A 22,796-nucleotide genomic window follows, 5' to 3' on the forward strand; every position below is an offset into this window, starting at 1 on the left:
TCAACCCCTATAATCAATTGCTTCAATTAAAACAAACCTTTCCATTAATTCCGCCTGCTCAGAAGATAAATTCATCGCTTTCCTTCGTGTACGGGGAAATTTTTCGATGAAACCTTCTGTTCTTACTTAACTAAATCTTAATTAAAAGACTTAAAACTAATGTTGGGCTTTAGGCTTTGAAGCGATTGATCTATTTAACCTCTACTACTCATTACCATGAATATGAAGTATTCGTTATATCAATTAGATAAAGCGCCTACAAGAAAGTGAGGAAAGATAAGTAAGTACGTGAAAGTATAAAAAACCGAAGAGGCATAGGGAGCGGCGATGCAACCTGGCGAGCTATTTGATGAAATAATCCGGGGATTCAGGGAAAGCGTACAACAGGCTCGTTTTATCCCAAAGGCGAAGAAAGAGGAAAGAATCAAGGAATACGAAGAACTTTATGAAATTTTTCACTGTCAAATAAATGCAAAAGAAGAATTAGATGTAGAAAATGAAGTTCTTAAGAAAGCGAAAAAAATCTTAGCAAAGATAACCAGGGGTTAATTAGTAAAGTTCAAGCCCTTGAAATTGATAATAAAGAATTAACTTATGATAACAATAGACTTAAAGAAAAAATACGAATGTTAACTGTCAAAAAATAAAAAAACGAAAGGAAATAAAATCTTTGAAAGAAAGTATGAAGCCGCACAGTCTGAAATGGAAACAGATTACACTTCGCTTCCTCCTATCGAAAAACCAAGTTTTTTGTGTGGGACGATATAACTAAATGAAACCGGATTACCTCACATCTACAAAGATATTTTACTAAGTTAGATTTTGAATTACTGGAACTGTCGCCATCCCGGCGCAGATAAGAAAGTATTGATCATATTAATGTCGAACAAAAAGTTAATGAGGGTTCAGAGCCGGTTTTGATTTTTGAGATTGAAAAACTTAATTCGGATACTATTTGTATTAACGGTCTCTACCTTGACGAAGGAAGAGAAGAAAATATCAATCATTCTTTTGTTCGAATGTTGAGATACCTAAGGACTTTTAAAGAAAAGAAAAATATCTTATCAGTTATTGGTATCGATAATAATTTTTGTTTATTAGATGAGCTTAACTCGCTTCAGATATTTTTGTATCTCTTTGCCAGATCAATTTTACGTGGCTATTATGATTATGATTGGAAAAAGTTATGCTCTTTATTGGATTTACGTTCATTTATAGGATTGCCAGGAGCGTCGTGTCATTTAAATAAAAAAAGTTTTATTTTGGATTTATACGGCTGTTTCGGTAATTTTAGATGGATTAATAACACGAGCAGCAGTCTATTGGTTATTTCTGGATTCAGATTCATCTCCGACAATAGCTAACTTTATTGCATCAACTATCGGTATTGCTGACGGATCGCAGTTTTTTCTATGGAAGGTTCAGTGCTAGCGAGGGAATTTAAACGACCAGTATTAATTTGGGAATTATTTTTGGAGTCGATTTATAAAGTTCTTTAGTAGTAAATGATGTAAGTCACTTTTTATTAGAAACCAATATGTTTAGACAGAACTATTCTTGGCAATGTGTGCGAGAAATTTTATTCACCTTAAGTATTATGTATTTTCTTTATATTTATTATTTATTTGGTATCGAAATTAAAGAAATTATTTATTTTAAATTTTCTTGCTTACACAAGTATCGTTTTTCAAATATATGTATTCAATTTTCTGAATTCTACAATTACTTAAAAAAATAGAAGTTCGTATAAGTGGAAAGCACTTTATGTTTTGTCAATGCTTACAGCAGTGATTGAGCTTAACGAAGCTTTTCTTGATCTTGTCACTACTTATGAAGGTTCGTTTGATTTTTTTACACTTGAGTTTTCAGAATTAATTGCTGAACAGATCAAATGAATGTTTTATTCATCAGGGACCTGTTCTTCATTGCTTTCGTTGTTCTTGTATCGTCGATTGTTGCCAAGAGTCATGGCGAAGTAAGCAGGGAATAACAACGAGCCTATGAAAGTGGAAAATAAAATATCGACAATATTATCAAGATTACATCTTTTCTTGAACAATACCCGGATTTAGAAGCTAAGCAAAATACCTTTCAATTACAATAAACTATTCTAAACACGGAAAATAAACTGGCGTACGCAAAGCAAGCTTACAACGATAGTGTGGAACGCTATAATGCAAAGAAAAAATGGTTTTTCCTTCAATAGTGGTCGGTGCATTTCCTAGTAAGTTGAATTTTGATTTCCCCTGTTCGAAATTGTCACCTAAGAAAATAATTAAGCAAGAAGATTATAAAGTAAAATTGTATATTTTTTCTGATGGATTCAATTCATGATTTTAAAGCGGATTTGGTTGACTGGTGTCAATTGCTGCAGCGTAATCGATAGGATACCCGGTATGTGATTTCAACTTTCCTGGCAATTTATTTAGAGATCGGATTATTAATTAATTTTTACATTAATTCGTTACGTTATCCAAACGTTTCTTTATCGCAATTATTGATGGTGTTGCTGATTTTCAAAATTTTTCCAACCCCAATGGTACTCACTGGTTTAATTGCATTAATTTCGTTGTACCTGACATTTACTTTTAACCACAAGCTAATACTATTAGGCGTCAATTACCGTGAGAATTACTCCTGAGAGTACAAAAACGCTAGAAAAAAACGCTCTTTACAATGTTGTAGAAGAATTAAGAATCGCACCGCCACTTAAGTTTATGCCAAAAGTTTATCTTATTTAGGCAGATTACATGAATGCCTTTGCGAGCGGTTATAGTGAAAAATTAGCGATGGTAGCTGTTACGAAAGGCCTTTTGTACAAATTAGATCGCAGCGAATTGGGGGTGATGATGGCACATGAGCTTAGTCATATTCGCCATATGGATATTAAATTGACGTTAATGGCTTCAGTTTTGGCTAACATTTTATTGATTGCCGTTGATATTCTCTTTTTTAGTGCTATGTATGGTGGACGCTCTCAAGAAAGTGGTGAGAGACGAAACCGGCTGTTTATTTTTATTGCGTTATTGGAGGCCACTTTTAACGGTTATTTTAATGCTATACCTCAGTCGCATACGGGAATACCCACAAACTTTCTACGAAAGCCTCCAGCAAGCCGCTTATATTTTTGATCCGTAACAGTGGGTATCCAACCGATGCATTCGTTGAGCGATTTATTTTCTTCTCATCCATCATTAGTAAAACGTTTGACGGCGATAGGTTATAAACTTAAAGAACGGTAAAGCGATAGGGTCAAGTCTTTGACGTATCATTCCACACCAGTCACACCCCTTTCAATTTTAGGTTTTGTCTTTACCACCTGTAGGTAATGATATGATCTTGATTATCGGACTTTAAAATAAAAATTTGATAACCAAAGTCCAAAATTTGCAGATTTGAGTGAAAATTTTCTTGCTGTTAAATCAAAATCACGTCCGCTTAAATGAAAGGATAGATCCTTCATAGGAATCCCTATTTAGGAATCTATCCGTTTGATTTGTTAATTTAAGCTTGTTATTCGATGAAATTTCCCGGAGAACCTTTGCGTCCTCATCATCGTTACAGCCTATCCATAAACGAGAAGTATTTTTTTTAAAAGGAACTTGCTTTATTAAAAAACTAAAGAAAGACAAGCGGACTGATTGATAAAGTGAGGTTTCATCGCTGATTAGAGGGTGTGACGAATAATCAAATCGCATTGAGGGGAAGTATAGTTTCCTATGTTTTTTCTAACAGAACGTAAATTGCCAGTACCCTTGAGCAGCTCCCATTCTTTTGCATAGCCCTGATCAATATCAAGCGCTATATAATCAAAGGAAATTTTTTTATAAGTACAATAAATTTTAACGAGTAAGTAGTTAACAGTATTTGCACCACTTCCGGGCTCGTAAACGAGTAGTGGCTCTGTGTGTTCAAGCTAAAAGTTAATAATAAGTGTAGTTAATAATTTTTTTGTATCGTTTTCAATGTATTGTCATGTGGCTTTATTGACGCTTTTTGGATAGTAAAGTAAGTTTCGAGGTAAGATTTGAAAATATCCAAAATAGCTTTGGAGTCTTTTTTTTAGCTCTTTTTTCTCGTGTTCGGATAAGCTTAATTTCTTCAAGGAGAAGCTTGTATGGTTTGGCATTACTCGCCTTTAGTAGTATGTTCTAGTAAAACAAGGTACCCTTCAATTGCTTTCCCTTTTTGATTTCGTAAAACGATATTATCAAAACACAGAAGTTTAAAATCATTTTTTTGATTAGGGCATTTATGTATTTTTTAGAATGAGAATAACGAATCGTTTGTAATAATCCATAAGGAAATCGATGTGTTTTCTTGACTGTGAACGCAAAAAATACCTTTGCAACTAATTTTTTTTACTTTTTTGAAGATATCATCCAGCTCGCCAATGTAGGTGAAAACGTCGCCTGCTAAAATAAGATTGAATCCCTGGTGTTTATCTAACGCCTCCTGCAACCTTGATTTTCAAGTTTATCGTAAATATTTTTATTTCCAGCAATGATGAGCATCTTTTCTGAAGCATCAATACCGATTAATTCTTTAGCCATTGATTTAAAAAGTTCAGCGCAAAGTCCTGTTCCGCAGCCTAAATCTAAAATTCGCTATTTGGTCTTGCCGCCATTTGATTCAGTTTCAACGGCTTGATAAAGCTTTTGAGCGACTTGGTATTGCAAATGCAAGGTTAAATGCTGGTCGTAATAAGTGGCATATTCGTTAAATAAATGACGAACGTACGAATCGGGCGCGTGCGCTGGGACTTCTTTTTTTTGGAGTGCTGTTAAAATATGTTCGATTTCAGAGTCGTTCGGCTTTAGGAGCAAGGCGGATTTGTAGTGTTCAATGGCCTGTTTTATTTGATTTATTTTTAAATAAACCGCCGCGATATTTAAGTGAGCCTCACGATAATTAGAGTCTAAGGTGAGCGCTTGTTTGAAATAATCAATGGCTTCCCAATGCTGTTCTTGATACAAGTGTAAAACACCGATGTTATAATAGCATTTTATTTGCGGTTTTTTTTCAATTACCGTAAATAATGAAGGAGCGCTTCTTTAGGCTCCCCCCGCTGAAGATAAGCAGTGGCTAAGCTGTAATGGCAATCGGGGTGTTCCGAATTTAACGAGAGCGCATTCGTAAAATAGTCAATGGCTTTTTCAAATTGATTATCTTTAAGATGAGCCAATCCACAATCGTATTGAGCATCCACATTTTTTGGTTCTAGCGTTAAGCGTTTTTTGTAGTAAGTAATCGCCTTTGAGAAATCGCCCAGATACATATAAATGTGAGCGAGTTGACTAAAAGCAGCGGAATGCTGCGAGGATATCGCAATAATTCTTTTTAATTCGGCAATAGCTTGATGGTAGTTTTCAAGTTCGATTAAAAGCCGCGCATAATTGAAGTGTGCGTTTGAAAAATGCGGTTTCAAAGCAATAGCCTTTTGATAGGCTTTTTTAGCATTATCAAATTTTTTTTGTCGAAAAAAACAATTGGCAATATTATTGTAGGCCGTGGCATAATCCGGTTGTAATTGGATAGCCTGATCGTAAGCGATGGTAGCTTCCACTAATTTTCCATGTTGGGACAATATATGATATATGCTCCCGGCTATTTTGAAAAGTGGCGTTTTGGGGCTCTAGAAGAAGAGCACGATCGATATAGCGAAGGGCTTCATCATTACGACCTAACTGAGATAAGGCAATTCCTGCACCGTGTAAGCTTGGGATCATCCAGAAGTACCTTATGGTAATTCTTAAGAGCGTTTTTGAGGCTTCCTTGTTGGTGTTGTTGAATTGCGCGTTCCAGGAGTTTGTTGGTCATATCGTTTTTGAAGGGCTTGACTTAATTGATAAACGGCCATTGCATAAATTATACACGGATTATACCGCATAATCACACTAAAATTAGCAAAGACGAGCCATTTTTCATGGCTATTTTCCATTTTCAGTTGGATAATGGCCACTTTTTTAGTATCAGGTATCGGAATAGATGGTATAATTCCCTTATTTTTCAATTGCTTAATAGAAATTTTTGGAATAGTCCTTTTGGAGATCAACTGCGGGTTGAGGGGTTTTTTGCTGCTAAAAGCACAGGCAATAGGTTGATTTTTATGCCAGCCGTGGGTATGTAGAAAGTTTGCAATACTAACAATGGCGTCTTCGTCGTTATTCATGAGGTCAATGTGGCTCTGCTTGGTATAGGTAACTGCGTAATGCCGGTAAGTACTAGGCATAAATTGAGGAATTCCAATAGCGCCAGCGTAAGAGCTTCTTAATAAGGGAAGGGGTAAGCGCTGTTCTTCAATAAGCAAAAAAAATTGAGCGAGCTCTCGGGTGAAAAACTTCGTCCGATGATTATAATGGAAAGCCAAGGTCGTTAATGCGTTGAGGGCGGAATATTTTCCGATACGTTCTTTATAATTGGTTTCAATTCCAATGATGGCGACGATAACAGCGGGTGGGACGCCATACCGGCGTTTGGCATATTCCAACGCTCTTGCATGGACTTTCCAATAATTGATACCGTTTTGGATCCGCTTTTCGGTTATAAAATAGTGACGATAAACGTACCACAGTTTTTCTTCATAAGGATGAGTGATATGGAAAATCACTTCTTCATCGTATTTCGCTTGAGAAAGTGCAGCGACCAGTTTTTCACGTTTGAAGTGATAACGCTTTGCCATGTAATTAATGAAAGTTTTTTCTTTTTGTGCCACTGTGCTTTGCTTTTTCATTTCGGTACTTAATATTGGTGTGGCGAACAACAATAACAACGTACAAAATCCCCTTTGAAGCCAATTTAACATAAATATCCTTTATTAAATTTATTTCCACGGCTTGCCGTGTCTTTTCACGCAGTCATTCCCCCGCAGGTGGCATGACGGCTCAACTGGGCCATAATTTTCGATGTGTGTGGATGGACATAATCATACCAAATCCAGCCATCATTGTAATGATTGAACTGCCGCCATAACTAATTAATGGAAGCGGAACGCCAACGACTGGCAAAATTCCAACGACCATTCCAATATTAATAAACGTGCATAAAATAAAAGTTAAACTTAAGCTTCCGCTTAATAAGCGCGTAAATGTATCTTGCGCTTGACTGCTAATGTAAAATCCGCGGCCGAAAATGGCTAAAAATAGAATGAGCAAAGCAAGGCAGCCAATTAATCCCAATTCCTCGCCCGTCACGGCGAAAATAAAGTCGGTCGCATGGGCCGGTAGGAATTGTAGATGAGACTGTGTTCCATGCAGCCAGCCTTTACCAAACAAGCCACCGGAACCGATGGCAATTTTTGATTGAATAATATGATAGCCACTTCCCAGTGGGTCTCGCTCGGGATTGAGAAAGGTTAGAACACGTTCTTTTTGATAGCCGTGCATGAAGTGCCAAAGAATGGGGGTACTTAGCGCACCCAAGGATAAAAAAACGAGAATTAATTTCCAATTTAATCCAGCTAATAATAGAACACAAAGACCCGCAGCAGCAATGATAATTGCCGTTCCTAAGTCGGGCTGTTTTGCGGTCAGAATTAACGGAAAAACCAATAAAATTAGAGAAATGATGAGCGGTTTGATTTTTGGAGGAAGTTGTTTTTTATCAAAATAATACGATAACATCATCGGCATCGCGAGTTTCATGATTTCGGAAGGTTGTAAATGGAAAAAACCTAAATCGAACCACCGGCGGGCACCCTTACTAATATTTCCAAAAATCAATACTCCGATTAACAATAATAATCCGACGCTAAATATCCATGGTGTCCAGTGATAATAAAATTTAGGAGGAATATAGGCAAAAATAAGCATGACTAAAAAACCGATCAGCAACCACACCGTTTGTTTAAGCATAACACTGACGTTTTGATTGCTCGCGCTAAATAAAATAAAAAGTCCGACATTGACGAGCAGAAAAACAAAAATTAAAAGTAAGGGATCGATAGGTAGGGCTTGCCAGCGGAAGTGAACCATACGCCGTTTAAGGCGGGAATCGGAGTTCAATTTGTTAAGCAGATGAGCGCGTGTTGTCAATATAACCTCTTTTACCTTTCTCCCTACGAGAAAGAAGGGAAATCATTTTTGCCGATGTTTGAAGTAATAATTAATGATTTCTCCTGCCATTTTATAAGCCATTGCGCCATGTTCAACCACTACTGCAATAGCTATTTGCGGGTTCTTGACCGGCGCAAAAGCAATAAAAAGGTGGTTGTTGCGTAAGCGCTTGGGAATATTGGTACGGCTTTTATCTTCGTCGCGCTGGTGCCCGTAGACCTGGGCGGTGCCTGTTTTGGCAGCCACCGTAAAATCAGGATGTCTACCAAAGAAATCAGCTGTTCCCCATGGCTTATCCACCACGTCTTGCATCGCATGGATAACAATATCCCAATTATCAGGGTTCTTCAAAAGAATGGGTGCTTCGGGGATTGCCTGTTGAACGTTGACTTTTCCCGTGGGCTCCACACTCTTCAATAACAGCGTTGGCCGATAGCGTTTGCCGTGTTCGGCAAGAATCGCTGTCGCTTGTGCGAGCTGCAAAGGGGTGACTAGGAAAAATCCCTGACCAATGCCAGCTTCAATGGTATCGCCGGTATACCAAGGTTTACCTTGCGTCCCCATTTTCCAGCGCGGAGAGGGAACAAGCCCGGGGACCTCTTCAGGCAAATCGATCCCCGTTAGTTGGCCAAACCCGAAGCGCTGGAGGATATCGTCCATCCGTTTAATACCCAGCACCACTGCTAGATTATAGAAGTAAACATCACAAGAGACCGCGATCGCTTTGACGACGTTAACCCAGCCGTGTCCCCGTTCTCGCCAATCGTGATAAATATGTTGGGTGTTGTGTAACTGAAACCACCCCGGATCGTAAATTCGGTATTGAGGGGTGATGATTCCCATATCCAAACCGAAAAGAGCTAAAAAAGGCTTAACCGTTGAGCCTGCGGCAAATTGCCCGCGGACCGCTCGATTGTAGAGGGGGTGCTGCGGCGAGTTTACTAATTTTTGATAGTATTGTTGGCTCAAGCCAGAGATGAAGGGGTTAGGGTCAAAGCTTGGCTTGGTAACCAACGCCAAAACCTGTCCTGTGCTGGGTTGGATGGCAACGATAGCACCGCTCTCATCACTCAGGGCTTTTCTTGCTTCGGCCTGAAGATTGCTATCAATAGTGAGATAGATGTTAATTCCTGGTGTAGGCGGTACGCTTTTTAATATACGAACGATCCGTCCACTGGCATTGATTTCAGCTTCTTCAGCGCCCATTGTGCCGTGGAGTTCATTTTTATAAAATTTTTCGATCCCCATTTTGCTGATATCGTCATCGACGCTGTAATTGTTGCTGTTTACCTTTTGCAGTTCTCGAGCATTAATTCGACCGACGTACCCCACTAGATCGCTGCTGACGTCCCCGAGCGGGTAATAACGCATCATTCGCGTTTCAATCCGCACGTTGGGAAATCGATATTGGTTTACATAAAAACGGGCAACGTCTTCGTTTGTTAATTCATATTTTAGTGGGACGGGTTGGCAGTGGTGATATTGATAGAGGATATGATGAAATTGTTTAATCTCATCGGAAGAAATGGGAATTATTTTAGTGAGTTCTCTTATGGTTTCGTTTAAGTGATGTGTCCCATTGGGGAGGATGGTTAAGATGTAAGTTGGGATATCTTTGGCTAACAACACGCCATTTCGATCAAATATCAGACCGCGGTTCGGTTCAATGGGAATAATATTTAATAGATTGTGGCGTGAAAGGGTGGAATAAAAATGGTGATTTTTGATCTGAAGATAGATTAACCTTCCGATGAGGATAAAGGCAAAAATCAAAAGTAGAATAAGGGCAGTCAAGCAGCGACTTTTGAACAAGTGTGTTTCAAGATGAATATTTTTAATTGTCAGCCGTTCTCTATTCATGTCGATCATTGTCTATTTTCTGAGCAACCTATCGATGATAGGGATGATTCGTTATCATACTCCACGCGTGGTAAATTTGTTCAGCAACAATGACACGTGCCAACGCGTGCGTCAACGTTAACGCAGAGAGCGACCAGACCCATCGGGTGGCTTTGTCGATGCAAGTAGCCGATAAACCCTCGGGACCGCCGATGAGCAAGCTAATCGACCAATTTTCGTGGCGCCATTGTGAAAGTTTTTTGAGCTAAGGTCCCGGGGTGTCAACTTCTTCTCCTAAGCGATCCAGAACGATAATTTCACACTCTTTCGGAACGGCATCGAGAAGCTGTTGACTTTCTTGAAGCATGACTTTTTAAGATCGGCTCCTTTGGAGCGCTTAAACGCTGTTATTTCAATCAGATTTAAGTCAAAATCGCGAGGTAATCGATCGCGTAGCTTTGAAAGCCAGCATTTATCCAAGCCGATAGACGCTTTCCAACGGCAACCACACTAATTTTCATATTGTTGGTGGGCAGTTTCCGTAACACTCCACAACTTATCGAGATTGTAGAAATCACGGACTTCGGGGAGCATGATGTGCACAATTACATTGTAAAGGTCGATGAGAATCCATTCAGCCTCGGCTTTACCTTCCACGCCCAACGGACGTATTCCATTTTCTTTTGCTCGCCGAATGACTTTATCGGCAAGTGCACTAGCATGGCGTTTTGAAGTTGCGCTACAGACGATCATTCGATCCATCAGGTCGGTCAACGTCCTCAGATCAAGGTCGGTAATTTGAAGAGCTTTATGCTCATCAAGCGTGTTAATCACTAAATTGGCAAGATCGGCATTTTTCATTGGATTATTAAATTAGTCCTTGGGTAAAAAATCCCTAATGATAAAGGGATTGTGAATTTCAAACAAGTTAGCCCTCGGTGAAGGATTTAAGTTTGGGGCATTTAAGGTAGTAGCGTATTCATTTGAACGGAGAACACATGCTTCCGGAGTGTGCGGTTGCGGTGGTAAACTTTATTCGTATGTAGGATTCTCTATCGTCGATAATAGAAGACATAAAATTACTTATGTGAAGTGTTCAGGAATCAATTCAGAAGCATTACGACATTCCCTTCATTGTGGGGCGCCTGATAATGAACATACCGACCCTCCCTATAAGTTTGCATTTGCTGTGGGAGTGGGGAAGTAACACATCCATATTTTTCATCCATATTTTTGTGTTTGATAAGAAATAAGAAATGGATCATCGTAAAAGAGCGCATTGTAGCTTTAGCTATAATGCGCTTAGGGCCTGTTAACAATTCTACTATATTGGTTTTATTTATCTGTAGTAAAAAGAACGCTTGCATCGCCAAAGAGCGTGTCGGGCGTACCTGTAATAGCGGAACCATCCAAATTGATTTTTGCCATAGTGGAAACAGGGACGGGGTAGATAGCGCAGCCGACGAAATGACGCCGATAACGATGATGCCAGTGAGGGCTATTATAGAAGCGCCCAGGGTAGCAGACCTAAAAACCACGAAAACGAGTTGCGTTAACTGCACGGACTTATTGGATGGGGTTTTTGTCCGGCTGAAGCCGCTCCAGTTCCTGAAACCGTAAACCCTAATGCCAATAAGCAAATATTGAATTTTATCATTTCGATAGATATTCTCCATTATTCTGAGTTTAGATTTATAAAAAATTTAGTACATTAATTTTTTATTTTGGCGTAAGGAGTGAATTATTCTTGATAAAGTTTATGCGCTTTAATGTAAGCAAGTGCAGTTTTCGGCAAAAGAGGCGCTACGATCTCATAATCGCTCTTAGGCAGATAGCAACGGATTTGAGTGGCGCTGATAGCCTGGGGAGAAAGCGTTTGAAAGAATATTTTTCCGAACTGGAATCGACCAAGATCCTCAGTATTTTCTGTTTGATGGTGACAAAGAAGATCGCTCAACCACGGTTGTTGGGGTAAAGGATAATTTGGACGATTAACTACAATGAGATGGCAATATTCCAAAATTACCGAAGATTGGTGCCAATGCTTAAAATCAGCAAAAGCATCAGTCGAAAGAATGAAGCAAAGTGCCTGAGTAGGAAATAAAGGTCGTAGGGTTTTAAGCGTGTTAATAGTATAAGAAATATCGTTTCCTTTAATTTCGACATTATTTAGAACTAAATTAGGCTGGTTTGCAATAGCGCGCTTGATCATTTCCAAGCGATCGGCTGGACTGGCGATAGGAGGTGGACGATGGGGCGGTTGTCGAGAAGGTATAAATTGAATTTCTGTCAACGATGGCAGTTTCTGTATTAATTCATTGGCTAGCGCTAAATGACCATTGTGAATAGGATCGAAAGTGCCACCAAATAACCCGAGCAATGGAAACATTTTAAAGGAGCCCCTTTTCAACCCCGGCCATGCGTAAACTTAATGTTTCTAATTCCTGCCAGGCGTTGCCCGGTGTTAAGCCTTTGAGGATATGGTCGATGCGTTTTGCTTGTTGTAATAGTTGAGCGATAATCGTTGTATTTAAGCGCGTTAACGCCATTCTTAGCGGCTGCTTACGTGTTTGCCATTGGGAAGCGAGAAGCTTGGTGAGCGGTTTACCTCGCTGATAGTCAATGGCCAGTGGATACAGCAAACGCAATTCGCGAGTTATGGCCCATAATATCAGCAGCCCCGCTTCTTTGTCGGTAAAATATAAATTCGCTAAAATGCGAACGACACGGGATTTTGTGCCCATTAAGGCGGCTTCCGTGAGATCGAAAATGGTAAATCGTGCGTTATCGTTAACAACTCCGATAATCGCTTTGGGAGTGATAGATTTGTCTTGGTGAAGAAGGCGTAATTTTTCGATAGCTTGGTGTGTGGCTAATAAATTACCTTCAGTTAATTCAGCGAGAAGCGAAATACTTTCATTATCAGCTTTTAAGCCTGTTTTTTTTAAGCGTTGTTCAATCCAAGCCAGTAGCAATTGTCCTGATAAAGGCCAAAGGGAAATTACGGCGCCTGAACGGTCGATGGCTTTATACCATTTTGTTTTTTGTTGAGCGGCCGTTAATTTATTAGTGATAATTATTAAGCGTTTATCCTCGGGTGGGTTGTTAAGATAATGTAATAAAGCCCGTGTTCCCGATTCATCGAATTTTGCTTTGGGATTGCGAAGTTCAATAAGCGTTTTCTTGCTTAATAAACTGAAGTTATTGAAAGATTGTGTTAGGCTTTGCCAATGGAATCCTGTTTCAACAAATAATAATTCACACTGCTGGAAGCCTTTCTGCCAAGCTGCTTCGCGGACAGCGTCGCGGGTTTCCTGAACGAGAAGCGGGATGTCTCCGGAAATGAGATAAAGGGGAAGAAGCGCTTGTCGGTTTAAATGGTTGTCGAGCTGTTTTTGTAGGAGTTGCATGGTTAAACTCCTCTCTTCCTAATCCTCGGGGGAGGGGGGGCTAAACCTGCAACCAAATAATTATAAATCAATGTCACCATTGTCCGCGTCATTTCTCGCTTCATCAAACGAGTAGCGTTCGGCGTGTAAACTTGATTCGCATTTTGCAGTAGCGATCGGGTTAGCGTTAAATTTCGCGGACCTTTAATTGTCCGGCCGTCTCGTGTTTCCACAACGAAATCCACATTTAATGTATAAGAATAAGTTGTGGCATTGCTACTGTATAAAATAGTGGGGTTCACAGTTTCCCAGTTAATGTGACTAACCCGTAATGTTACTGGAGCAGCTTCTCGCGTTTGAGTTAAATCAACATTGAGCGCGCGTAACGTCCGGCTGAGTTGAACGACTAAAGGATCATAAGGATTGTGAACGTCTAAATAAAGAATACGTAGTTGTGGTGGAATATCGTTAGGTGAGCGCGGTTTAAAACCACAGGCGGGAAGAGTGCTGCTAATAAAAATGACCATCAGGAGGGGGGTAATTAGCCGAATTTTTTTCATGATGCAGTTACACCACAATATTGATGAGTTTTTTAGGAACGACGATAACTTTTTTGATTTTTTTATCCGTAAGGTGGCGTTGCACATTTTCCTGATTTAATGCAGTGTTTTCGATAATTTCTTTGGATGCTTCTGTTGACACTTGAATACGGCCGCGAAGTTTCCCGTTAATTTGAACAATTAATTCAAGTTCAGTGGTTTGTAATGCTTTAGGGTCAGATTTAGGCCACGGAGTGTCAAGAATATCGCCGCCGAATCCGAGGGATTGCCATAAGTGGTGACTAATGTGTGGCGCAATCGGTGACAAAAGCCGCAATAAAATTTCTGCACCTTCTCGAATTAAATGCGTTTCAGCATCGTTATCGGTCGTTAACTTTATTAATATATTTAATATTTTCATTATGGCTGAAACGACAGTATTAAATTGCAGGCGTTCCATGTCGATGTTGGCTTGTTGTAAACATTCGTGTATTTGCTGCCGGGGTTGACGATGCTCGGGTGCTTCCCATTGGTAATTGCTTCTCTCTTTTTGTTGATTAATGACGAGCAAAGCATCTTTAATCCGATAAGAAAACCCCCACAATTTTTTTAAAAAACGATAAGCACCCTCGACCCCGCTATCGGACCACTCCAAGTCTTGTTCGGGCGGAGCAGCAAATATGATAAATAATCGAACTGTGTCTACGCCGTATTTTTTGATGAGCGATTGGAGAGTGACGACATTTCCTTTAGATTTAGACATTTTTGCGCCGTCTTTTAAGACCATTCCTTGCGTCAATAATCGAATAAAAGGTTCGTTTGAATTTAATAAACCGAGATCACGCAATATTTTGTGCATGAATCTCGCATAGAGAAGATGCATGACGGCGTGTTCGATACCGCCGATGTATTGATCGACAGGCGTCCAATACTTCGCTCGATCATCCAGCATTACTTTATCTTGATCCGGGCAACTATAGCGAGCGTAATACCAGGAAGATTCAACGAAGGTATCCATGGTGTCGGTCTCGCGGGTCGCTGGTTTATTGCAAACAGGACATCGGGTTTTATAGAAACTGGCTGCTTTTTTTAAAGGAGATCCATGAGCAGTGGGAATAATATCTTCAGGCAACAAAACAGGTAATTGATTTTCCGGTACGGGAACTGTTCCACAGGTTTTGCAATAGATAATAGGGATGGGCGTTCCCCAGTAGCGTTGCCGTGAGATTCCCCAATCACGTAGCCGATAATGGGTTTGTCGGCTACCAGCGCCATTAAGTTTTAAATAATCAGCGATAGCTTTAAAGGCAGTTTTTGAATCGATATCGTTAAAGGAACCTGAATTAATCAGCTTCCCCGGATTGGTGTAGGCGGCTTGATTATAATCCCAATCGTGGCCATCAGTCGGTTCAATCACAGGCTTGAGAGGTAAATCATATTTTAAGGCAAATTCATGATCCCGTTCGTCGTGCGCTGGTACTGCCATGATAACGCCGGAGGCATATTCCATTAAAACGAAGTTTGCGATCCAAATAGGTAATTTTTCTTGAGAGATAGGGTGAACGGCAAAAAGTCCGCTGTCGATGCCTTCTTTTTCTTGCGTAGCGATATCGGCTTCAGCTACACGCGTTTGTTTACATTTTTTTAGAAAGACTGCAATTTTCTTGCTTTTTTTAGCGCGTTCTTTTGTAAGTGGGTGTTCGGGTGTAATGGCAAGATAGGTAACGCCCATTAATGTGTCCGGTCGGGTAGTATAAACCTGCAATTTATCAGGGCCTTTTTCAAGATTAAAGTTAATGATCACCCCTTGGGATTGACCGATCCAATTGCGCTGCATGGTAATGACCTGTTCTGGCCACTCTTTTAATTCATCGAGATCTTTAAGCAATTCTTCACTGTAGTCTGTAATTTTTAAAAACCATTGAGAAATTTCACGACGCTCTACAAGCGCTCCCGAGCGCCATCCACGACCATCGACAATTTGTTCATTGGCTAAAACAGTTTGATCGACAGGGTCCCAATTAACGACGGCCTTTTTTTTGTAAGCCAGCTCTTTTTTGTAAAGTTGCAAAAATAACCATTGCTCCCATCGATAATAGGTCGAATCACAGGTGGTAATTTCGCGCGACCAACCGTAAGCAAAACCTAGCTGCTTTAATTGTTTGCGCATTTTTTTAATGTTCTTGCGCGTCCATTCGGCAGGGGGAAGTTCGCGCTGGATTGCTGCGTTTTCCGCGGGCAGTCCAAAAGCATCCCAGCCCATGGGCTGTAAAACATTTCGGCCTTTATGGATTTGGTAGCGAGCGATAACGTCGCCAATCGTATAATTGCGCACATGCCCCATGTGCAGATCGCCGCTGGGATAGGGTAGCATGGATAGACAATAAAATTTTTCCCTGCTTAAATCCTCCTTGACTTCAAAAGTCTCCTTCTCTTCCCAGTACTTTTGAGCCAGTTGTTCGATTAGGGTGGGTTGGTACGATTCATTCATAGTTGGCTAGGATACCTCAGTGGGTTGGAAGATGGAAGAATGGGTTATTTTCCTTAATAAAATATTAAATATGATCAAAAGTTGACTCCTCAGGAGACAATGCTTTTTTCTTAAAAAAATTAAAAAAGGGGAGGTCATGTTTGTCAGATTAAATCATGATCAAACCTCTAAGAATCAGTTTTACAAACCCGGCATGTTAGTGCCGGTATTTTCAGCCGCAGGGTTACTTAAGAATCGGCGTTACCAATTTCTCTTACAGCAAATAGAAACGTTAAGTTTATTTCCGACAGAGCAGTATGCTCAGTTATACGAAGCCTTGGTGTACCGGTTTGTGGAATTCGTCCAGGTATTGCCGATTCGATTGGACGAGCCTTTATGCAGTTTAATGAATGAAGATTTGCTGCGGGGAATTAATTCCTTGAATCACTACATTCAGAATCATCCCGAAGCCACACCGCTGGAGCGTTATGCCCTATTTTCAGCGGGATTATTGCTTGAAGTAGCGTATGCAGTTGTCAATTAGAAAACTTTCATTACTGACGAGGAAGGCAATTTTATTAAACAATGGAATCCTTTTAGTGGGGCCTTAATCGATGACGTAGAAATAAAATATTATAAAATTATGCCACTTTCGTCGTATTATCAGCGTAATATTCCTTCAATCACACCTATTTTAGTGCGTCAATTATTGCCTGATGAAGGGTTTTTATGGTTGACGAGCGAGATGCCGTCTTTTTCCGATTGGATGCAAGGTTTACGCGATGATGAGGGTAGAAAGGAGGGCGTTTTGAACATGTTTTGCAATTATTTAAACATAAAAATATCGATGGATTATTTAATACCCTGCCAGCGTTGCCAGTGAATTTGTAGGATTCCCCAGCTACTACTCATGTTGATACTTTTTTGAATTGGTTAAAGGAAGCATTAGCAACTAAACAGATTAAAGTAAACACTTCCGATGCAGGGGTGCACGTCATTCCGGAGGGCGTTTTCTTGGAGAAAGCAGGTATATTTAAGCAATACATTGATTTGTATCTCAATGTGCCAGTGAATTTATTTACTGTCTATCAACAATTTGGAAATTTATTCGGTCTTACAAAATTAAGCGGTATTGATTATCGATTTGAAGAGCTTTTTTCAGAATATCCCGATGCAGTTAAACGTAAATTCAAAATGGGATTTGCCGCCTCCATCGGGATACGAAGAGCAACTCCTACTCGGGAAGGAGTACTTATCGCCGATCCCAATTTGATTTTTACACGCGCTTAAATTCCATTGGCGACATCGTATTTAAAATTATCGTCCGCTCAAAAGTCGCAGAATATTCCTACGACTCCGACTTCAAGTGTGAAGCCGAAAATAAAGTAAAAACCGTTGCCCTTTTGAAGATGCAATTCTAAACCCTTTGACCTGTGGGTGATTGGATCATTACCTTTGCTTGGTGTTTGATACACTTCATCTGTTTTAACCTAAAATGGAAGATATTTATAGCGGGAAACATCAAGTAATAAAAATTGATCTGCTTTTGTATTATAAGCGGCTAATGGCGAAAAATGACCGCAACCCTGTTCCTTTATATATTTATGGCAAAAATTAACAATAATGAACTTATGGGATGAGTTAACGGCGTTGATGGCCAATTTTTGAAATAGTTTTTTGTCCATCCCTTCCTCTCTGCGTGATATATTTTACAAAAAATATTAAAAGTTTTTGACGATTGAGTAATTTGAGATAAGGTAGCACCTTTTGAATTGATTTCAGCCGGTGTAATGATTTTTAAAACACTTTCTATAAATAGACTATTTTGCTCAAAGGTGTAAAAAGATGAGTGATAGGGAGTTATCGATGGTTTAATGCTGACAGCAGTTAAGGCCATGACACTTGCCGCAACCCCGGCAGAATGCCACCTTTTTTCAGTGGTAAAATACGGTATCAGATCTCAGAACGCTATTTTGTGTTGGCTCTTATTAAAGAGTTTAATTCTGGCTGGAGAATTGAAAGCAATTAAATTATGAGGAACGGGCAATAAAGTAAGTAATGCACATACTTTCATGGATAGGATCAAAGTAATTATAAAAAATCAAAATTTTTTCTAAAGATATATTCACAATCAATACATTCGTTAAAATCCGTAGGTTGGGCTCATTGATTTAAGTCAGCAACCATTTCCATAATGGTAGTATATGAATTCGATATTTTTTATTGCCTTTGATAGTTGTTTCATTACCTTCTTCACTTTCGGTTAAAATATAACCTTATTTGAGATTGTAGCTTTCTAAAGCCTCAAGGAATCCCTCTATTTCTCTTTTTTTAGTGTTAGGATCAAAAAGCGTTTGGCAAACTTGAATTGCTTTAATAATTTTTATTCCTTCCTGAACCAGAAAATCACATTCTTTCTCAGTCTTATGATAATAAATTGCTTTATATCGTGTTTTAATTCAATAAACGCGATATTTTCCAACAGCCTTCCATAGTCATCACTAAAATAGAAACCGAGTATTTTTGCTAATGAGTGATCAACAAAATAAACTTTTTTAGGCAATAATAATTGCGCTTTTACAGATGAACTGTATCTGTTAAGAAAAAAGTATAAATAGCTATTTTTAAGATAACTACAATAATCCGACACGGTAGTAGAGCTGCCTAGCCCCAATAATTTTTTTAATGCAACGTATGTTGTTTCCTTGCTGCAATTGCTGGAAATGAAAAAAATAAGTTTTTTTAAAGCGATAGGATTTGGTAATTTATATCTTGAAATAATATCGCGATAGAGAATGCTTTCGTACAAAGTATGTAAATAATCTATCTGGTGATTTTCTACATATTCTGGTACCCCACCAGAGGTGCAGTATTTATTGAATAATTGTTTGATTTTACTAGTTTACTTAGTTGATAGATTCTCTTGATCCAGTAAATTAGAATCTTCATAATGCACGTACTCATAAAAAGAAAATGGATAAATACTGATATCCATGTAACGACCAGTTAATCGGGTCCCTAACTCCTCACTAAATAAAGTTGCATTTGAACCTGTGATTATAATTTTATTACCACCGTTATATAATCGCCGAACAAACACTTCTTAACCGGGAATGTTTTGTATTTCATCAAAATAAAAAGTGTTTTGTTTGCCATATAATTCTAAAAAGACTTCATAAAGGAACTGAGAGTCATCGTTAGTGAACGTTGCTAAACGATTATCTTCAAAGTTAAAATAATAATCTTGTTCTTTAGCTTTCACTCGGACACTGTGCATCAAAATAGATTTACCATAGCGCCGAACTCCCATGATTACAGTAACTTCTTTACTTTTTTACTAAAGATTCTAGTTTTTTCTCCACGCTTCGGTGATAATAATTAAGAGTAATACTTTCTTCTTCTCTCTGGTCAGAAATGATATTTTTAAGCAAGTGTGTAGAGACCGTCGCCATAATATCCCCATTGATAATGGAATAATATCTTGATTTTATACCATTATTAATAGCATTAGAGATTTTCGACTACTGAGCCCAACCTACGGGTTAGGGATCAATAAAGTCTAATAAAGTAAGAAACTTACGGATTGAGTGAATCAGAGTACCTAACAAAGATAGATTGCGCTTTTCTGTCTTCTCTGCAAATGCGATAAATTCCAGAAGCCGAAAATTTATTCCATGATATCTCTTCCACTCCTGGTTTTTGGCACCAGTTATCCAGTGAATGTTCGCCTAGATTAAGACCGATACCAACCTCCTGACTCTTAGAGTAATATATATATATATATATATATAAAGATCCCAACGGTCATAATGGGATCCGCAAGTGATGTTGCTTGAGCCCTTGGCTTGAATAGGATTAACTTCCGGATTCCCGCAAAAAGTTGCTTTCGCTAATTCCGCAGTTGGCTTGAGAGTCTCAAAGGAGAGACCCCATCGTTACTTAATATTAAACACGTATGGCGTATGCGCTTGTGCTGCATATTGAAAGAAAAACTGATGAAATAAGGAAATAACTAACTAATGAAACTAACTTAAGTTTCATCTTTGTAGTCCGACTCCCCAACTTTATTTCAGTATAGGATGCTTCTATTTGAATATTAGTGATGAGCTTATTGGGCTTCGCAAGCTCAGTTTCCTACAGGCTTAAAGAAAAGTTAATAACAGGAAAACGATAATTATTCCTACTACAGGATAATAATTCCAGCTCATTAGAGGCGTTTTCCCAGTGACTGGTTTAATTTGGCCGTTTAATACGAGTCGTTGATTTTGCGGAGCGGATTTTACGATTTTTCCTTCGGGACTGATAATGGCGGTAATGCCGGTGTTGGTGCTATAGAGTAAATAACGCTCCGTTTCGAGCGCTCGCATTTGCGCAATTTGCAATTGTTGTACAGGGGCGATGGTTCCAGCGAACCAGCTATCATCACTGACCACAACGATAAATTGCTTGTTAGACACATGGTTTAGCACTTCATTAGGGTAAGCGATTTCATAGCAAATAAATGGCGCAAATGGAATAGCTTTAACAACAGTGGGTTCTTGATCCTCAGGGCCGGGGCTTAAGTTGGACATGGGAATATCAAAATATTTCATAAGGAGGTTACATATTTTTGACGAAGTGAATGACTCTCCAAAAGGAACTAAATGTCGCTTTAAATAAAGGCCGTGGCCATCGCCGAGAATCATTAGTCCATTAAACACTTTGTTTGTTTTTTCATGGTAAATGGGAATGCCTGTTATTAAAGCCGTATTATGCTGTTTGGCTTCTTTATCCATAGATTGAAGAAAAAAGGAAGCTTGTTGGGGGTAAATAGGGATAGCAGCTTCTGGCCAAACAATGATGCTGTTATTCCAATTTTTCTGTGTTTCAGAATAATACGTATGCAAAGTGGAATAAAGGGTGTCGGAGTCCCATTTCAATCGTTGGCCTATGTTTCCTTGAACTAATCCTACTTGAACGGATTCTGAACCCGGGTGGGCCCAAGGGATAAAAGTCAAAACCCAACCCACGATAAAAGGTAGAATTATGAGAATAAGGCACATTATCTTTCTACTAAGCTTTTTAGAGGTTACAAGAAGGTAAATACATCCGCTGATAAAAGCCACAATGAGTGAAATATCATAAATGCCAAAGAGAGGCCCAAAACCTTTTAGAGGAGAATTAATTTGACTGTAGCCCAAAAAAAGCCAAGGGAATCCAGTAAATAATATACTGCGTAGCCATTCCCAAACAACCCACCACGCTGGAAAAGCAAATAAAGCCGTTAACACCGCTTTTCTTTTTCTAAAAAGTAACGAAAAGGAAAGGCCTTGGAAAGCAACAAATAAAGCCAGTATAAAAACAAACAGAACGGTAATCAAAACAGCTAAAGGGACGTTGGCATTACCAAAATGATGAATGCTGACGTATATCCACGAAGCGCCCACTCCAAAAAAGCCAAACCCGAAAAGGCAACCCCGCCACCATGCGACAAGTGGTCGCGAACGTAACCAAACAGCGAGTAAAATTGTTGGAGAAATAAAAGCGATAGGAAACCAGTTAAATGGCGCGAAGGCGAGCGGCAAAATTACCCCAGTTATTAGTGCAAGAACACTATTCATTTTCGGGTTTCTTCGTTAAACGCAACAATTGAATACTTCGTTTAGTAGCTAGCATGACGGTTATTTTTATAGAATTAATTACAATGGATTCGCTTCTTTTCGGTAAGTGTCCGATTTGTTGCATTACGTAACCGCCAATTGTATCAAAATCTTCATCATTAATCTTGGTCCCAAAATAATTGTTGAAAACATCGATAGGCGTTAAGGCTTTAACCGTAAATTCCTTAGAATTAAGTTTGGTAATAGGTTCTTCTTCAACAATGTCCGTTTCATCCTGAATGCTGCCTACAATTTGCTCGAAAATATCTTCGATAGTGATTAAACCAGAGACGCTCCCATACTCGTCTACAACGATGGCCATATGATAGCGCTTTAACCGGAATTCATTTAGCAAGACATCCAAACGTTTACTTTCCGGGATAAAAATAGCGGGACGTGCAAGATCTTTAATTTGGGTTTTGGCTTGCTTTTCTTCTACCATGTATTGCAATAAATCTTTAGCTAATAAAATACCGATGACTTCGTCGCGGTTTTCGCTAATAATGGAAAAGCGGGAATGTGCGGATTTGATGATAATAAATGTTGATTGCGGTGTAGCATCGTGGTCCACGACAACCATTTGGGCGCGAGGAATCATTACAGCGCGCACTTTCTTTTTAGAAACCCTCAATACACCTTCTATCATCGCCAGCGCACCTTGGTCCAAAAGATTACGTTCTTTTGCATCATGTAAGAGTTCAATGAGTTGTTCGCGGTCTTTGGGTTCCCAAAGTAAAGCATGGCTTAAACGTTCCAGACAGGGTCGGTGAGGGTGGAGACCTTCGTTCATTGTTTCTCGCAATTAATTAATTTAGAAGGTTATTATAGCAGCTATGCGTCATAATTAATCCGTCAGGTGGCGTTGA

Annotated in this window: 12 protein-coding genes and 9 pseudogenes; 4 read left to right on the plus strand and 17 right to left on the minus strand. The window is 39.2% G+C overall.

All coding sequences use genetic code 11. From position 1 onward, the window contains the following. Window positions 1-327: 327 nt before the first annotated feature. The 3 pseudogenes from OWO34_RS02680 to htpX all read left to right on the plus strand — a co-directional run. Window positions 328-1,970, plus strand: a pseudogene (locus tag OWO34_RS02680) (hypothetical protein); the annotation flags it as partial. Window positions 1,971-1,979: 9 nt separating this feature from the next. Beyond that, window positions 1,980-2,334 (plus strand): annotated as a pseudogene (locus tag OWO34_RS09715) (LemA family protein); the annotation flags it as partial. Further along, a pseudogene (gene htpX, locus OWO34_RS02685) lies at window positions 2,318-3,242 on the plus strand (zinc metalloprotease HtpX). The pseudogenes OWO34_RS09715 and htpX, both read left to right, overlap by 17 nt. 886 nt (window positions 3,243-4,128) lie before the next feature. Here the strand turns inward: htpX and OWO34_RS02690 are convergent. From OWO34_RS02690 to leuS, 11 genes and pseudogenes are all read right to left on the minus strand, one after another. Further along, a pseudogene (locus tag OWO34_RS02690) lies at window positions 4,129-5,820 on the minus strand (tetratricopeptide repeat protein). After that, on the minus strand, window positions 5,753-6,805 hold the full coding sequence (gene mltB / locus OWO34_RS02695) for a lytic murein transglycosylase B (protein ID WP_267256476.1): 1,053 nt from the start codon (window positions 6,803-6,805) through the stop codon (window positions 5,753-5,755). The pseudogene OWO34_RS02690 and the gene mltB overlap by 68 nt, the downstream one beginning before the upstream one ends. A 79-nt stretch (window positions 6,806-6,884) precedes the next feature. Further along, window positions 6,885-8,033: a rod shape-determining protein RodA gene (rodA, locus tag OWO34_RS02700; protein ID WP_267256477.1), complete on the minus strand. Its 1,149-nt coding sequence runs from the start codon at window positions 8,031-8,033 to the stop codon at window positions 6,885-6,887. A 42-nt stretch (window positions 8,034-8,075) separates the two neighbouring features. Next, window positions 8,076-9,923, minus strand: a complete 1,848-nt coding sequence (mrdA, locus tag OWO34_RS02705) for a penicillin-binding protein 2 (RefSeq protein WP_267256478.1) — start codon at window positions 9,921-9,923, stop codon at window positions 8,076-8,078. A gap of 19 nt (window positions 9,924-9,942) precedes the next feature. After that, window positions 9,943-10,414, minus strand: a pseudogene (gene rlmH, locus OWO34_RS02710) (23S rRNA (pseudouridine(1915)-N(3))-methyltransferase RlmH). Next, window positions 10,404-10,754 (minus strand): ribosome silencing factor, encoded by a 351-nt coding sequence (rsfS, locus tag OWO34_RS02715; RefSeq protein ID WP_267256479.1) that lies wholly within the window; start codon window positions 10,752-10,754, stop codon window positions 10,404-10,406. Before rsfS ends, rlmH begins: the two are co-directional and overlap by 11 nt. Window positions 10,755-11,228: 474 nt before the next feature. Further along, window positions 11,229-11,431: pseudogene (locus OWO34_RS02720) on the minus strand (hypothetical protein). Between the two features lie 203 nt (window positions 11,432-11,634). Then, entirely contained in the window at window positions 11,635-12,303 is a 669-nt protein-coding gene (gene nadD / locus OWO34_RS02725) for a nicotinate-nucleotide adenylyltransferase (RefSeq protein ID WP_267256480.1), read from the minus strand. Continuing rightward, the gene (gene holA / locus OWO34_RS02730) at window positions 12,284-13,303 is read right to left on the minus strand and encodes a DNA polymerase III subunit delta (RefSeq protein WP_267256481.1); all 1,020 of its coding nucleotides are present in this window, start codon (window positions 13,301-13,303) and stop codon (window positions 12,284-12,286) included. The genes nadD and holA overlap by 20 nt, the downstream gene beginning before the upstream one ends. A gap of 2 nt (window positions 13,304-13,305) precedes the next feature. After that, the gene (locus tag OWO34_RS02735; protein ID WP_267256482.1) at window positions 13,306-13,860 is read right to left on the minus strand and encodes an LPS-assembly lipoprotein LptE; all 555 of its coding nucleotides are present in this window, start codon (window positions 13,858-13,860) and stop codon (window positions 13,306-13,308) included. After that, window positions 13,850-16,312 (minus strand): leucine--tRNA ligase, encoded by a 2,463-nt coding sequence (gene leuS, locus OWO34_RS02740; protein ID WP_267256483.1) that lies wholly within the window; start codon window positions 16,310-16,312, stop codon window positions 13,850-13,852. Before leuS ends, OWO34_RS02735 begins: the two co-directional genes overlap by 11 nt. Window positions 16,313-16,448: 136 nt before the next feature. Between leuS and OWO34_RS02745 the strand changes: the two are divergent. Then, window positions 16,449-17,680: pseudogene (locus OWO34_RS02745) on the plus strand (conjugal transfer nickase/helicase domain-containing protein). A gap of 101 nt (window positions 17,681-17,781) precedes the next feature. Here the strand turns inward: OWO34_RS02745 and OWO34_RS02750 are convergent. The 6 genes and pseudogenes from OWO34_RS02750 to OWO34_RS02775 all read right to left on the minus strand — a co-directional run bounded on the left by OWO34_RS02750 (window position 17,782) and on the right by OWO34_RS02775 (window position 22,732). Beyond that, window positions 17,782-17,976, minus strand: a complete 195-nt coding sequence (locus OWO34_RS02750; protein WP_267256484.1) for a phytochelatin synthase family protein — start codon at window positions 17,974-17,976, stop codon at window positions 17,782-17,784. Beyond that, window positions 17,886-18,188 carry a hypothetical protein gene (locus OWO34_RS02755; RefSeq protein ID WP_267256485.1) on the minus strand — a complete coding sequence of 101 codons (303 nt, stop codon included), beginning with the start codon at window positions 18,186-18,188 and terminating at the stop codon, window positions 17,886-17,888. The genes OWO34_RS02750 and OWO34_RS02755 overlap by 91 nt, the downstream gene beginning before the upstream one ends. Before the next feature lie 274 nt (window positions 18,189-18,462). After that, window positions 18,463-19,743, minus strand: a pseudogene (locus tag OWO34_RS02760) (ATP-binding protein). A gap of 124 nt (window positions 19,744-19,867) precedes the next feature. Further along, window positions 19,868-20,332 (minus strand): annotated as a pseudogene (locus OWO34_RS02765) (hypothetical protein). 101 nt (window positions 20,333-20,433) lie between these two features. Further along, window positions 20,434-21,891, minus strand: a complete 1,458-nt coding sequence (lnt, locus tag OWO34_RS02770; RefSeq protein WP_267256486.1) for an apolipoprotein N-acyltransferase — start codon at window positions 21,889-21,891, stop codon at window positions 20,434-20,436. After that, window positions 21,884-22,732: an HlyC/CorC family transporter gene (locus tag OWO34_RS02775; RefSeq protein WP_267256487.1), complete on the minus strand. Its 849-nt coding sequence runs from the start codon at window positions 22,730-22,732 to the stop codon at window positions 21,884-21,886. Before OWO34_RS02775 ends, lnt begins: the two co-directional genes overlap by 8 nt. Between the last annotated feature and the right edge of the window lie 64 nt (window positions 22,733-22,796).

Source organism: Coxiella endosymbiont of Ornithodoros maritimus, assembly GCF_907164965.1.
Lineage (GTDB): Bacteria > Pseudomonadota > Gammaproteobacteria > Coxiellales > Coxiellaceae > Coxiella.

Excerpts from the sequence above, each read along its gene's own strand:
- mltB (WP_267256476.1), bottom strand. The coding sequence starts at position 6,805 with ATGTTAAATTGGCTTCAAAGGGGATTTTGTACGTTGTTATTGTTGTTC.
- mrdA (WP_267256478.1), bottom strand. The coding sequence starts at position 9,923 with ATGATCGACATGAATAGAGAACGGCTGACAATTAAAAATATTCATCTT.
- rsfS (WP_267256479.1), bottom strand. The coding sequence starts at position 10,754 with ATGAAAAATGCCGATCTTGCCAATTTAGTGATTAACACGCTTGATGAG.
- holA (WP_267256481.1), bottom strand. The coding sequence starts at position 13,303 with ATGCAACTCCTACAAAAACAGCTCGACAACCATTTAAACCGACAAGCG.
- leuS (WP_267256483.1), bottom strand. The coding sequence starts at position 16,312 with ATGAATGAATCGTACCAACCCACCCTAATCGAACAACTGGCTCAAAAG.
- OWO34_RS02750 (WP_267256484.1), bottom strand. The coding sequence starts at position 17,976 with ATGGACAAAAAACTATTTCAAAAATTGGCCATCAACGCCGTTAACTCA.
- OWO34_RS02755 (WP_267256485.1), bottom strand. The coding sequence starts at position 18,188 with ATGGCCTTAACTGCTGTCAGCATTAAACCATCGATAACTCCCTATCAC.
- lnt (WP_267256486.1), bottom strand. The coding sequence starts at position 21,891 with ATGAATAGTGTTCTTGCACTAATAACTGGGGTAATTTTGCCGCTCGCC.